14 protein-coding genes are annotated in these 13,511 nt (G+C 70.1%); 3 read left to right on the plus strand and 11 right to left on the minus strand.

The window, feature by feature from the left end; translation table 11 throughout:
• The first annotated feature begins 42 nt into the window (after positions 1–42).
• On the plus strand, positions 43–984 hold the full coding sequence (dapD, locus tag LK09_RS05310; RefSeq protein WP_039396898.1) for a 2,3,4,5-tetrahydropyridine-2,6-dicarboxylate N-succinyltransferase: 942 nt from the start codon (positions 43–45) through the stop codon (positions 982–984).
• 42 nt (positions 985–1,026) lie between these two features.
• On the opposite strand, the gene LK09_RS05315 is transcribed toward dapD, so the two are convergent.
• Positions 1,027–1,593 carry a TetR/AcrR family transcriptional regulator gene (locus LK09_RS05315; protein ID WP_039398084.1) on the minus strand — a complete coding sequence of 189 codons (567 nt, stop codon included), beginning with the start codon at positions 1,591–1,593 and terminating at the stop codon, positions 1,027–1,029.
• Positions 1,594–1,743: 150 nt separating this feature from the next.
• On the opposite strand from LK09_RS05315, the gene LK09_RS05320 reads away from it, so the two are divergent.
• Positions 1,744–3,183, plus strand: a complete 1,440-nt coding sequence (locus LK09_RS05320; protein WP_039396900.1) for an MFS transporter — start codon at positions 1,744–1,746, stop codon at positions 3,181–3,183.
• Positions 3,184–3,244: 61 nt separating this feature from the next.
• Here LK09_RS05320 and ddaH read toward each other — a convergent pair whose 3' ends face one another.
• From ddaH to LK09_RS05360, 8 genes are all read right to left on the minus strand, one after another.
• Entirely contained in the window at positions 3,245–4,006 is a 762-nt protein-coding gene (gene ddaH / locus LK09_RS05325; protein ID WP_039396901.1) for a dimethylargininase, read from the minus strand.
• 35 nt (positions 4,007–4,041) lie between these two features.
• Positions 4,042–4,647 (minus strand): flavin reductase family protein, encoded by a 606-nt coding sequence (locus tag LK09_RS05330; RefSeq protein WP_039396903.1) that lies wholly within the window; start codon positions 4,645–4,647, stop codon positions 4,042–4,044.
• Positions 4,648–4,650: 3 nt separating this feature from the next.
• Positions 4,651–5,949 (minus strand): citrate synthase, encoded by a 1,299-nt coding sequence (locus LK09_RS05335; protein WP_082008067.1) that lies wholly within the window; start codon positions 5,947–5,949, stop codon positions 4,651–4,653.
• 106 nt (positions 5,950–6,055) lie between these two features.
• Complete coding sequence (gene dapC, locus LK09_RS05340; protein ID WP_039396906.1) at positions 6,056–7,162, minus strand: succinyldiaminopimelate transaminase; 1,107 nt, start codon at positions 7,160–7,162, stop codon at positions 6,056–6,058.
• 1 nt (position 7,163) lies between these two features.
• Positions 7,164–7,484 carry a ferredoxin gene (gene fdxA / locus LK09_RS05345; RefSeq protein ID WP_039396909.1) on the minus strand — a complete coding sequence of 107 codons (321 nt, stop codon included), beginning with the start codon at positions 7,482–7,484 and terminating at the stop codon, positions 7,164–7,166.
• A gap of 9 nt (positions 7,485–7,493) precedes the next feature.
• A complete protein-coding gene (locus LK09_RS05350; protein ID WP_052226437.1) occupies positions 7,494–7,886 on the minus strand; it encodes a hypothetical protein in 393 nt (130 codons plus the stop codon).
• A 23-nt stretch (positions 7,887–7,909) separates the two neighbouring features.
• A complete protein-coding gene (locus LK09_RS05355; RefSeq protein WP_039396911.1) occupies positions 7,910–8,224 on the minus strand; it encodes an AzlD domain-containing protein in 315 nt (104 codons plus the stop codon).
• Positions 8,221–8,994 (minus strand): AzlC family ABC transporter permease, encoded by a 774-nt coding sequence (locus LK09_RS05360; protein WP_052226438.1) that lies wholly within the window; start codon positions 8,992–8,994, stop codon positions 8,221–8,223. Before LK09_RS05360 ends, LK09_RS05355 begins: the two co-directional genes overlap by 4 nt.
• 66 nt (positions 8,995–9,060) lie before the next feature.
• Here LK09_RS05360 and LK09_RS05365 point away from each other — a divergent pair, with 66 nt between their 5' ends.
• The gene (locus LK09_RS05365) at positions 9,061–9,609 is read left to right on the plus strand and encodes a helix-turn-helix domain-containing protein (RefSeq protein WP_039396916.1); all 549 of its coding nucleotides are present in this window, start codon (positions 9,061–9,063) and stop codon (positions 9,607–9,609) included.
• Positions 9,610–9,750: 141 nt separating this feature from the next.
• Here the strand turns inward: LK09_RS05365 and typA are convergent, their stop codons facing one another.
• Together typA and LK09_RS05375 are read right to left on the minus strand one after the other, a co-directional pair.
• Complete coding sequence (typA, locus tag LK09_RS05370; RefSeq protein WP_039396920.1) at positions 9,751–11,661, minus strand: translational GTPase TypA; 1,911 nt, start codon at positions 11,659–11,661, stop codon at positions 9,751–9,753.
• A 112-nt stretch (positions 11,662–11,773) separates the two neighbouring features.
• Complete coding sequence (locus tag LK09_RS05375) at positions 11,774–13,486, minus strand: dipeptide ABC transporter ATP-binding protein (protein WP_039396922.1); 1,713 nt, start codon at positions 13,484–13,486, stop codon at positions 11,774–11,776.
• Positions 13,487–13,511 lie beyond the last annotated feature (25 nt).

Raw genomic sequence — 13,511 nt, forward strand, 5'->3', positions numbered from 1 at the left:
ACACGGACGGTCCCGGTGGGCGGGCCCAGTAGCCTGGATGGCATGAGTGAGCGCCGCGCGTGGGGAATCGGACTGTCGACGATCGCCGACGGCGGCACCGTCCTGGATGCCTGGTTCCCGCAGCCGGCCCTCGGCTCCGCCCCCGCCGACCCCGACACCACTGCCCTCGCTGCGTCCGCGACGGCCGATCCGCGCCGGGCGGTGCGCGCCGAGGTCGTCGTCGTCGACATCGATCTGGATGCCGCGCCGGTGTCCACCGCCGACGCCTACCTGCGTCTCCATGTGCTCTCGCACTGCCTGGTGAAGCCCAACGAGGTCAACCTCGAGGGCGTCTTCGCCCACCTGCCCAACGTCGCATGGACCAACGCCGGACCGGTGCACCCCGACGACCTCGTCCGCCTGCGCCCGCAGCTCCAGGCTGCCGGGATCCAGGTGCAGGGTCTGGACAAGTTCCCGCGCCTCACCGACTACGTCGTTCCCGCGGGCGTGCGCATCGCGGATGCCTCACGGGTCCGCCTGGGCGCGCATCTCGCCCCCGGGACGACGGTCATGCACGAGGGATTCGTGAACTTCAACGCCGGGACGCTCGGCTCCTCGATGGTCGAGGGCCGGATCTCGCAGGGCGTCGTCGTCGGCGAGGGCAGCGACATCGGCGGCGGAGCCTCGATCATGGGAACCCTCTCCGGCGGCGGCACGCACCGGGTCTCCATCGGAGCCCGCACCCTGCTCGGGGCGAATGCGGGCATCGGCATCTCGCTCGGCGACGACTGCATCGTCGAGGCCGGCCTCTACGTCACGGCCGGGTCCAAGATCGTGCTCGCGGATCAGCCCGTCCGGGCGGATGGCTCCCGCCCGACCGTCAAGGGGGCGGAGCTCTCCGGTCAGAACGGCATCCTGTTCCGCCGCAACTCGCTGTCGGGGGCCGTGGAGGCGGTCCGACGCGACGGCGTCGGGGTCACGCTCAACGAGGCGCTGCACGCCTGACGTCCCGGCGCGAACGCGCCGGCGTCGCGCGCCCGGGCGGTCTCAGATGCGAATCGCGTTGATCGCGAGGTTCAGCACGCGGTCGCGCTGCGCGGCGTCCTCGTAGGCGACCGCCGCCACGCCCGACACGAGCTTGACGACGTCCCCGATCGTGATCTGCGGGTCGACCTCGCCGGCCTCCTGCGCGCGGACCAGCAACGGCTCCCCCGCGCTCAGCATGATCGCCCGGCATTCGCCGAGCACGGTGGATTCGCGGTTGAGACCGTCGAGCAGCGCGTGCTTGGTTCCGACGTACGAGACGAAGCGGTCCAGCCAGGCGCGCAGAGCGTCCCACGGCTCCAGCACTGCCAGCTCGTCGGCGGCATCCGCGAGCGCATCCACCTCGCCGAGGTAGAGGGTCTCGATGAGGTCGTCGCGAGTCGCGAAGTTGCGGTACAGCGTGCCGATGCCGACGCCCGCACGACGAGCGATGTCGTCGAGGGATGCCGTCGAGCCCTGCTCGGCGAACGCCGCGCGTCCGGCGGCGACGAGCGCGTCGAAGTTGCGTGCGGCGTCCGCGCGCTTCGGACGACGCGCCTCGAGGGCGGGAACGCGCTCCGCGACCGGCATCAGGACCACCTTCGGAAATCAGTGACGAAGAGGGCTTGCGAAACGGAGGCATCCTCCGTTAATCTCTAACCGGAGGGTGACTCCGCTCGGAGACCCACTTCCACTTTACCTCGCATTCACCGGATCCGCACTCCTTCGGAAGGCCTGTCGATGCCCACCACTCACACCCCCCGGGCGGCGTTCACCGCGATCGCGATCAGCGTCGCCTCGCTCGCCCTGCTGCAGAACCTCGTCATCCCCGTCATCCCCCTCATCGCCTCCGACTACGGAGTGACCGCCGACGCCGCGTCCTGGACGATCACCGCCTGGCTGATCGCGGCCGCGGTCGCCACTCCCCTGCTCGGGCGCATCGGCGACCTCCGCGGACGCCGGAGCACCTTCCTCGGCGTGCTCGGAGTCGTCGCCGTCGGCGACATCGTCGCGTCCTTCGCCCCGAATCTTCCCGTGCTCATCGTCGGACGCGTGCTCCAGGGCGTCGGCGGCGCCCTCTTCCCGCTCGCATTCGGCCTGCTGCGCGACGTCATGCCCCGCGAACGCCTCACCGGCGCCATCGGCGCCACCAGCGCGATCATCGGCATCGGGGGCGCGGCCGGAAGCGTCCTGGCGGGCCCCCTCGCCGAACTCCTCGGCTGGCAAGGCATCTTCGCCGTCCCGTTCGTCGCCGCCGTCGCCGGAATCCTGCTGACGGTCATGCTGGTGCCCGCGGTCGGGATCCGCGCGCACGGGAAGGTCAACGTCCTGTCCGCCCTCCTGCTGTCCGGATGGCTCATCGCCCTTCTCGTCCCGCTGAGCTCCGGCGCCCGCTGGGGCTGGGGCTCCCCCCTGACGATCGGGCTCTTCGTGCTGGCGGCGGTGCTGATCGTGGCATGGGCCATCGCCGAACTGCGCTCGGCCGAGCCCCTGGTGGACCTGCGCCTCATGGCGGCCCGGGCCATCTGGCCGGTGAACGCGGCGGCGCTGCTCATCGGCGCGGCGGCCTTCGGGTTCTGGGGCTACCTGCCGCAGTTCCTGGAGACCCCGCTCGCCTCGGGCTGGGGGCTCGGTCTCGACGTGCAGGCGGCCGGCCTCGCGCTCCTGCCGCTGCTGGTCGGCATGTCCAGCGTCGGCTTCGCGACCGGGGCGATCGCCCGGATCATCCCGCTCCGGGTGATGATGGCGCTCGGCGCGCTGTTCATGGCGGGCGGCGTCACCTTCGCCGTCGTGGAGCACCGCGCCATCTGGGAGCTCGCCGTCGCCGGCGGCGTCTTCGGGCTCGGCATCGGCCTGGCATACGCCTCGGCGGCCAGCATCATCGTCGAGACCGTGCCGGCCGACCGCACGGGCATCGCGACCGGCGTCAACGCCAACCTCCGCACGATCGGCTCGGCAATCGGCTCCGCCTTCACCACCGCGGTCGTGTTCGGTTCCGTGAATCCCGGCGGTGCGCCCGCCCAGAGCGGTTACGCCGTCGCCTGGCTGACCCTCGCCGCCGCGGCCGTCGTGGCCGCGGTCATCGTGCTCGCGGTGCGACCCCCGCGGCGCACCGGAGCGCCGGTGCCGCTCGCACCGACCGCGGACCGGCCCGAGGAGCAGCTTCTCGACGCCGCATGACGATGACGCAGAGAACGACGGGCCGGAGGATCGCTCCTCCGGCCCGTCGCGCTCGTCGCGGTCAGTCGCGCACGCGAACCGACAGGCAGGTGACGCAGCCTTCGAGCTTCTCGAACTCGGAGATCGGCGTGGTGATGACCTCGAGCCCGCGCCCACGATAGAGCTCCGCGGTCTGCGGAGCGTCCGAGGACATCAGCACCGTGTTCTCATCCAGGACCACCACGGCGGTGCCGTGCTCCTCGGGCACGGCCAGGAAGTCGGGGTACACGTCGGGGTCGTCCACGAGCGGCTCGAAGCCCACGACGGTGCCGTCCGGAAGGGCCGTGACGCCGGACTTGAGGTGCAGCACCTTCGTCACCGGGACGGCCACCACGTTCCAGCCGCGCGGCGCGAGATGCGCCCGCAGCTGCTCGATCCCCTCGGGGTTCGTGCGCAGGGTCTGACCGACGTACACGGTGCGCCCGACCTTCAGCACGTCACCGCCGTCCAGGGTGCCCGGCGCCTCGATGCGGAGGGCGGGGATGCCGGCCGCGGCGACGGTCTCCGCGGCGCTCACGGTCTCCCCTCGGCGCGAGTCCGCGCCCGGCCGGGTGATCACGGCGACATCCCCGAACATCACGACGGCGTCCTCGACGAACACGCCGTCCGCGTGCTCGTCGGCGGCCTCGATCTCGATGACCTCCCACCCGCGGGACCGGTAGACGTCCACGTAGGAGCGCCACTGCGAGAGCGCGAGGTCGGGGTCGACGGGGACGCGCTCGATGTGGGTCAGCTCGCCCTCGGCGAGACGCGGCGACGGACGACGGACGAGAAGACGTGACATGGCTTCATTCTCCCAGACCGGGAGCGCGCGCCCGATCAGGGTCGCTTCATCCCGAACCGCGCATCCGCGGTGATCTCGAAGTAGTCGACGGGTCCGCCGCCGCGCAGGATGGGATGCGTCGCGACCGTGCTGTAGGCGCCCTCGACGAGGGCGTCCTCGCTGATGTGCACCATGACCACCTCGCCGAGTGTCAGCCAGCCCTTGGTGGCGGCCCCGCTCACGTCGTTGAGATTGATCTGCTGCGTCACCCGGCACTCGAAGGAGACCGGGCTCCCCTCGACCCGGGGCGGGGCGACGAGCACCGAGGGGACGCCGTCGAGGCCGGCCAGCGCGAACTCGTCGACGTCGGCGGGAACCTCGGCCGAACTCGCGTTCATCGGCGCGGCCAGGGGACGCGTCGCGAGGTTCCAGACGAACTCCCCCGTCTGACGCGCGTTCTCGGCGGAGTCCTTCCAGCGGGTGCTCGTGAAGCCCACGATGGGCGGCCGGTAGCTGTACAGGTTGAAGAAGCTGTACGGGGCGAGGTTGCGCACCCCGGCGGTCGAGACCGTCGAGATCCAGCCGATGGGCCGCGGCGCGACGATCGAGTTCAGCGGATCGTGCGCGAGCCCATGGCCGTGCCGGGGCTCATACGAGTGCACGGGTCAGACGGCGCCCGGGTAGTCACGCCGCGGAGCGCCGATGTACAGCTGCTGCGGGCGGCCGATCTTCGTCTGCGGGTCGCTGACGGCCTCGCGCCACTGCGCCAGCCAGCCGGGAAGCCGGCCGATCGCGAACAGCACGGTGAACATGCGCGTCGGGAAACCCATCGCCTTGTAGATCACGCCCGTGTAGAAGTCGACGTTCGGGTAGAGCCGGCGCTCGACGAAGTAGTCGTCGTGCAGCGCGATCTCCTCGAGCTCCTTGGCGAGGTCGAGGAGCGGGTCGCTGACGCCGAGCTCGGTGAGCACCTCGTCGGCGGACTCCTTGACGAGACGGGCGCGCGGGTCGTAGTTCTTGTAGACGCGGTGCCCGAAGCCCATCAGCTTCACGCCGTCTTCCTTGCTCTTGACGCGCTCGACGAATCGCTGCACCGACTCACCCGACTCGCGGATCTGCCGCAGCATGTCGAGGACGGCCTCGTTCGCACCGCCGTGCAGCGGACCGTAGAGCGCGCTGATGCCGGCCGAGATCGAGGAGAACTGGTTCGCACCCGTCGATCCGACCAGCCGCACGGTGGACGTCGAGGCGTTCTGCTCGTGGTCCTCGTGAAGGATCAGCAGACGCTCGAGCGCCCGGGACATCACCGGGTTCACCTCGTACGGCTCGCTCAGCACGCCGAAGTTGAGCTTCAGGAAGTTGTCGACGAAGCTCAGCGAGTTGTCGGGGTACAGGAACGCCTGCCCCTTGCTCTTCTTGTGCGCATAGGCCGCGATGACCGGGAGCTTCGCGAGCATCCGGATCGTGTTCAGCTCGACGTGCTCGGGGTTGTGCGGATCGGACTGGTTCTCGTAGTACGTGGACAGAGCCGAGACGGCCGAGGACAGCACCGACATCGGGTGTGCGGTGTGCGGAAGCGCCGAGAAGAAGCGCTTGAGGTCCTCGTGCAGCAGGGTGTGCCGCCGGATGTTGTTGTCGAACTCCTCGAGCTGCGACGACGTCGGAAGCTCGCCGTAGATGAGTAGCCACGCCACCTCGAGGTAGGTGCTGTTCTTCGCCAGCTGCTCGATCGGGTAACCCCGGTAGCGCAGGATGCCGGCATCCCCGTCGATGAACGTGATCGCCGACTTCGTGGCTGCGGTGTTGACGAAGCCGTAGTCCAGGGCGGTGTGACCGGTCTGGCGCGTCAGCGAGGACACGTCGACGCTCGGGGTGCCGTCGGAGGCCCGCAGCACGGGCAGGTCGACGGTCTTGCCGTTCAGAGTCAGTGTCGCCTTGTCGGGCTCGTTCACTGCAGTGCTCACGGCGCCTCCTTGCGGATGGGGGTGGCTGACGGAATGCGATCTCCGGCGTCACCGGGGTCGCCGTTCCAGCCTAGCGGCGTTGCGAAGCCCCTCCGGACACTGGGCGTCAGAGCGACTGAAGGCGGGCGGCCGCGGCGGCGATCCGCTCGTCCGGCGCGGTCAGTGCGAATCGAACGTGCTGGCCGAACCCGGCACCGTAGAAATGACCGGGCCCGGCGAGGATCCCGGCGTCGGCCAGCCGGTCCAGACTCTCCCACGCGTCCCGCCCCTCGGTCGCCCACAGGTACAGCCCGGCCTCGCTGGAATCCACCCGGAAGCCTGCCGCCTCGACCGCGGGCTTGAGCAGGTCCCGTCGCGCCCGGTAGCGCTCCTTCTGCACTGCGACATCCGCGTCATCCTGCAGGGCTGCGACCATCGCGTGCTGCACCGGCGCCGGGACCATGAGCCCGAGATGCTTGCGGGCGGTGAGCAGCCGACCGACGATCTGCGCATCTCCGGCGAGGAACGCCGCGCGGTAGCCCGCCAGGTTCGACTGCTTGCTCAGCGAGTAGACCGACAGGATGCCGGACGCCGTCGGATCGGTCACGCGCGGGTCCAGCACCGAGGGGATCGGCTCGGTGTCCCAGGGCGAATCCCAGCCCAGTTCGGCGTAGCACTCGTCGCCCGCGAGCACGGCTCCGAGCTCCCGCGCCCTCGCCGCAGCCGATGCCAGGGATCGGGCATCCCACACCCGCCCGTCGGGGTTTCCCGGGCTGTTCACCCAGATCAGGCGCGCACCCTCCGGCCACTGGGCGGGATCGTCCGCGGCGACCGCGGTCGCGCCGACGAGGGCTGCGCCGACCGCGTAGGTCGGATAAGCGGCACGCGGATGCACGACGACGTCGCCGGGCCCGAGCCCGAGCAGCAGCGGAAGCAGCGCCACGAGCTCCTTGGAGCCGACCGTGGGGAGAACCTGTGCAGTGCTGAGACCCACGACGCCCCGCCGGCGCGCGTACCAGTCGACGATGGCCTCGCGCAGCGCCGGCGTGCCGACCGTCTGCGGATACGCGTGCGCATCGGTTGCGGACGCGAGTGCGTCGCGGACCCGCTGCGGGGTCTCATCGACGGGCGAGCCGACCGAGAGGTCGACGATTCCGTCCGGGTGCCGTCGGGCCCGCTCCGCGTACGGGGCGACCGCGTCCCAGGGGTACTCGGCGAGGTCGGCGACCCCCACGTCAGTGGTCCTGCGGCGGCAGAGCCTCGATGATCGGGTGGTCCTTGTGGATCACGCCCACCTTGGCGGCCCCACCCGGCGACCCGAGGTCGTCGAAGAACTCCACGTTGGCCTTGTAGTAGTCCTGCCACTCGTCGGGCAGGTCGTCTTCGTAGTAGATCGCCTCGACCGGGCACACGGGCTCGCAGGCGCCGCAGTCGACGCACTCGTCCGGGTGGATGTAGAGCGAGCGTTCGCCCTCGTAGATGCAGTCCACCGGGCATTCGTCGATGCAGGCGCGGTCTTTGACATCCACACAGGGCAAGGCGATCACATAAGTCACGGACCCAGTCTAGTTCGCGGCGTCGGCCCGGTGACGTTTCGTGTCGGGCCAGAGGACGGCCGCCAGCACGAGCGCGAACGCGCAGACGAACCACACGATGCCGAGGTTGATCCCGGCGATGGCGTCCGTCGTACCGCTCGGCACGATCACCGAACCGCCCGGCCCTTCCTGCGCGAAGACGGCGGTCGCCAGCAGCAGGCCGGCCCCGCACGCGAGCGTCGCCCAGCGGTCGTCGATGAGCAGGCGCACGGCGAGCAGCATCGCCGCGGCCCCGATGATCGCGATGGCAAGGCCGACCGGCCACCCGCCGAGGCGGTAGCCGTGCGTGATGGTGGCCGCGGTGCCGTACACCGCGCCGATGACGAGAGCCATGAACCAGCCGAGGATGCGGGACAGCGTCACGCCTTTCAGTCTAAGCATCCCTCTCAGGCGGCCCAGCCGAGCATTCGCAGGAGGGCGGCGACGAGGGCCGCCGCGATGACGACGACGAGGAACGGCGCCCGGATCATCAGCAGTCCGGCCGCCACGAGCACGGCCGGCACGCGGGCATCCACGACGATCGCCTGCCCGGCACCGAGAGTCTGAACGGCCACCAGCGCGGCCAGGAGGGCGACCGTGAGCTGGTCGGTGATCCGAGCGGTGCGCGGGGCCTCGATGAGGCGCGCGGGCACGAGGTATCCGATCGCCTTCAGTGCGACACAGACGATGGATGCCAGCAGCACCGCGTTCCAGAGCGTCACGGCAGTCCCTCCCTCTCCGGGACGTCGTCGGGCTCGGGCGGCGGCGTGTCGGCCGCGCCGAGCCAGTTGAACCATCCGACCACGATCGCCACGACCGCCGCGATGAGCACCGGAAGACCGGGCATCAGCACGGGAGTGAGGGCGGTCGCGACCACCGCGGCCGCGATGCCGACCGCGATCGCCTGCCGGCGGCGCAGGCGCGGCCACAGGAGCGCCAGGAAGGCGGCCGCCGCCGCGGCATCCAGCCCGTACTTCTTCGGGTCTCCCAGGACGTCGCCGAGAAGGCCTCCGGCGAGGGTCGTCAGGTTCCAGCCCACGTAGATGCCGATCCCGGTCACCCAGAAGCCGAGGGTGCGGGCGCGGCTCGACCGCTGCGCGAGCGAGACGGCGGTCGACTCGTCGATCGTGAACGGCATCGCGGCCACGCGACGCCACAGAGTCGTGCCGATCACCGGGGCCATGCGCATGCCGTAGGCGACGTTGCGCACGCCGAGCAGCGCAGCGGAGGCGATCGCGGCGGGGGCCGCTGCCAGCCCTCCGGCGGCGATGACTCCGACGAACGCGAACTGCGACCCGCCGGTGAACATCAGGAGGCTCAGGACGCACGCCTGCCAGACAGTGAGTCCGGATGCCACGGCAAGCGCGCCGAAGGAGATCCCGTACGCGCTCGTCGCGAGCGCCACTCCGAGGCCCGCCCGCACGGCACGGCGGGACTCGGTCCGGTCCCCGTCGTCCTCACCCCGGTCACCCGTTCGGCCCTCTGAACGCATGTCAATCATTCTGAACAGAGCGCGACGCGTCTGTCAAGCCGAACGATTGTTTGGAATACTGGCCGGATGGATGACCTCCGAGCCCGCATCTCCCGTTCCCTGCGTCGCGAACGCGAGGCGGCCGGTCTCTCGGTGTCCGAGTTGGCACGACGAGCCGGCGTGTCCAAGGCCACGGTGTCCCAGCTCGAGAGCGGGACGACCGGGCCGAGTGTCGAGACGCTGTGGGCGATCGCGGATGCCCTGGGCCTGCCGTTCGCCGCGTTCGTCGAAGAGCGCGTCAACGTCCCCACGCTCATCCGCGCCGACGCCCATGCCGGGGTTCCCTCGGCGGCGGCGCCGTACGTCGCCACGCTGATCTCCGCGTGCCCGCCCGGGGCGCGGCGCGACCTCTACATCCTGCAGGCGGAGCCGGGCGTGCCGCGGCGCTCGCTCCCCCACCAGGCCGGCACCACCGAACACGTCGTGCTGATCGCCGGACGGGCACTGGTCGGGCCGGCCGACGCGGCCGCCGAGCTTCGTCCCGGCGACTACCTCTCGTATCCCGGCGATGCCGGCCACGTGTTCGAGGCGCTCGAGCCCGGCACCTCGGCCGTGCTCATCTCCGAGCTGCGCTGAGCGCCCCCGAACGCCGAAGATCCGTCACGACCGCACCCATGTGGGGTGCCATCGTGACGGATCGAACGGGCGACACGCACGGGATCCGTCACGAACGACCCGTTCAGGGGTGCATTCGTGACGGATCGACGACGCGACGCGTCAGGCGTTGGCGTCCTGGCGCTTCAGACGCGCGGCGGCGCGGCCACGCTCGGTGGCATCCAGCACCACCTTGCGGATGCGCACCTTCTCGGGCGTGACCTCGACGCATTCGTCGTCGCGGGCGAACTCGAGCGACTCCTCCAGCGAGAGGGTGCGGGGCGGGGTCATCGACTCGAACGTGTCGGCCGTGGAGGAGCGCATGTTGGTGAGCTTCTTCTCCTTGGTGATGTTCACGTCCATGTCGTCGGCGCGGGAGTTCTCGCCGATCACCATGCCCTCGTAGACCTCTTCGGTCGGCTGCACGAAGAACGACATGCGCTCCTGCAGCGCGATGATCGCGAACGGCGTCACGACGCCCGAGCGGTCGGCGACGATCGAGCCGTTCTGACGCGTCACGATGTGCCCGGCCCACGGCTCGTAGCCGTGCGAGATCGCGTTGGCGATGCCGGTGCCGCGCGTGGTCGTGAGGAACTCGGTGCGGAAGCCGATGAGGCCGCGCGACGGCACGATGAACTCCATGCGCACCCAGCCGGTGCCGTGGTTGGTCATGGTGTCCATGCGGCCCTTGCGCGCGGCCATGAGCTGGGTGATCGCGCCGAGGTACTCTTCGGGCGCGTCGATCGTCAGGTGCTCGAAGGGCTCGTAGGTCTTGCCGTCGATCTTCTTGGTGACCACCTGGGGCTTGCCGACGGTCAGCTCGAAGCCCTCGCGGCGCATGTTCTCGACGAGGATGGCGAGGGCCAGCTCACCGCGGCCCTGGACCTCCCAGGCGTCGGGGCGGCCGATGTCGACGACCTTGAGCGAGACGTTGCCGATGAGCTCCCGGTCGAGGCGGTCCTTCACCATGCGCGCGGTGAGCTTGTGCCCCTTGACCTTGCCGACCAGCGGCGAGGTGTTCGTGCCGATCGTCATCGAGATCGCCGGGTCGTCGACGTGGATCGCGGGGAGCGGGCGAACGTCCTCCGGGTCGGCGATGGTCTCGCCGATCGTGATCTCCTCGATGCCCGCGATGGCGACGATGTCGCCGGGGCCGGCCTCTTCGGCGGGGTAGCGCTCGAGGGCGCGGGTCTTCAGGAGCTCCGTGATGCGGGCGTTCGAGTGCGTCCCGTCGTGGCGCACCCAGGCGACGGTCTGGCCCTTGCGCAGCGTGCCGTTGAACACGCGCAGCAGCGCGAGGCGCCCGAGGAACGGCGACGAGTCGAGGTTGGTCACCCACGCCTGCAGCGGGGCCTCGTCGTCGTAGGACGGCGCCGGCACGTGCTCGAGGATCGCCTCGAACAGGGGCTCGAGGTCGTCGTTGTCCGGCAGGTCTCCGTTGGCCGGACGCGTGCGGGATGCCGCTCCGGCGCGGCCGGACGCGTAGACCACCGGAACGTCCAGGAGCGCGTCGACATCGAGGTCGGGGACGTCCTCGTGGAGGTCGGACGCGAGACCGAGCAGCAGGTCGTGGCTCTCCTCCTCGACCTCCGCGATGCGCGCGTCCGGACGGTCGGTCTTGTTGACCAGCAGGATGACGGGGAGCTTGGCCTCGAGGGCCTTGCGCAGCACGAAGCGGGTCTGCGGCAGCGGGCCCTCGCTGGCGTCGACGAGGAGCACGACGCCGTCGACCATGGACAGGCCGCGCTCGACCTCGCCGCCGAAGTCGGCGTGGCCGGGGGTGTCGATGACGTTGATGGTCACCGGGACGTCGGTGTGGACGCCGTTGTACGTGATCGCCGTGTTCTTGGCGAGGATCGTGATGCCCTTCTCACGCTCGAGGTCGTTCGAGTCCATCGCGCGCTCTTCGACGTGCGCGTGCTCGCCGAAAGAACCGGTCTGACGCAGCATGGCATCCACCAGCGTGGTCTTGCCATGGTCGACGTGTGCGACGATCGCGACGTTGCGAAGATCCGGGCGGAGGGCATGCGCCATGACGGTGTCCTTGAGATCGGGGAGGCGGCCCGGATGCGGGCCACCCACCAGCCTACCAAGCAGACCTGGACGCGCGCCCGGCAGAGCGCGCGTCCAGGTCATCGCCGCCGGATCAGGACGCGGATTCCTCCGCCGTCGGAGCGTCGCCGCGCTTTCCGAGCAGCTGCGCACGCTGTTCGCGGCGCTCGCGCTGCAGGATCGGGTCCGGCACGGGGACTGCTGCGATCAGGCGCTGCGTGTAGGGGTCCTGCGGGTTGCGGAGCACCTGGTCCTTCGTGCCCTGCTCGACGAGCTTGCCGCGGTTCATCACGATGATGCGGTGGGCGAGGACGTCGATCACCGCGAGGTCGTGCGTGATGAACAGGCAGGCGAACTTGAGTTCCTCCTGCAGGTTCTGCAGGAGCGTCAGGAAGCGGGCCTGCACCGAGACGTCGAGGGCCGAGGTCGGCTCGTCGGCGATCAGCAGCGGGGGGCGCAGCGCGATCGCACGGGCGATGCCGACGCGCTGGCGCTGGCCGCCGGACAGCTCGTGCGGGTAGCGGTTGCGGAAGGAGCGCGGCAGTTCGACGTCGTCGAGGAGCTTCTCGATGCGCTTGTTGAGCGCCCCGCCCTTGGCTTCGCCGGCGAGCATGATGGGCTCACCGATGCTCTCGCCGATCGGGATGCGGGGGTTCAGCGACGACCCGGGGTCCTGGAACACGATTCCGATGTGCCGGCGGGCGGTGCGCAGCTCCTTCGCGCTCATGCCCGCGATGTTGTGGCCGTTCACAGCGAGGATGCCGGAGTGCACCGGCAGGAGGCCGACGGCCGCGCGGCCGATCGTGCTCTTGCCGGAGCCCGACTCGCCGACCAGACCCACGACCTCGCCGGGGTAGATCTCGAAGGTCGCGTTCTCGACCGCACGGAAGGCGGGGATGCGCCCGCGCTTCGGGTACTCGATGACGACCTCCTCGAAGCGCAGCACCGGCTGATCGGTGCGCTCTTCCGGCGTCGGGACATGCTCCTGGGCCGGCTCGAGGCTGAGCTTGGGCACCGCCGCGAGCAGCTGCTGCGTGTACGGGTGCTGCGGCTCCTGGAACACCGACACGATCTCGCCGGCCTCGACGATGCGCCCGTCCTTCATCACGATGATCTTGTCCGCGATGTCGGCGACGACACCCATGTCGTGCGTGATCAGCACGATGGCGGCATCCACCTTCTCGCGGAGGATGCGCATGAGGTCGAGGATCTCGGCCTGGACGGTGACGTCCAGGGCCGTCGTCGGCTCGTCGGCGATCAGCAGCTTCGGGTCGCAGGCCAGGGCCATGGCGATCATGGCGCGCTGACGCTGGCCGCCCGACAGCTGGTGCGGGTACTTGTCGACCGAGACCTCCGGGTTGGGCATCTCGACCAGCTGCAGCAGCTCGATCGCACGGTCCCGCGCCGCGCTCGGCGCGAGCGACTTGTGCACGCGCAGCATCTCGACGATCTGGAACCCGATCGTGTACACGGGGTTCAGCGCCGTCATCGGCTCCTGGAAGATGACCGCCATCTCTTCGCCGCGCATGCGGCGCAGCTGCGACGGCGTCGCCCGGCTGATGTCCTTGCCCGCGAACTCGATCCTGCCGTGCATCCGGCCGTTCGGGGGCATCAGACCGAGGAGGGCCATCGAGCTCGAGCTCTTGCCGGATCCGGACTCGCCGACGATGGCGAGCACCTCCCCCGGCATGACCTCGTACTCCATGTCGATGGCCGCCGGGTACCAGGTGCCCTCCACCCAGAAGTCGACCCCGAAGTCCTTGATCTTCAGGACGGGCTTGATGCCCGTGTCGATCGTTGCGCTCATGACGCTCAAATTCCTTTCGCCGGGC

The organism is Microbacterium mangrovi, from assembly GCF_000802305.1.
GTDB classification, from domain to species: Bacteria; Actinomycetota; Actinomycetes; order Actinomycetales; family Microbacteriaceae; genus Microbacterium; species Microbacterium mangrovi.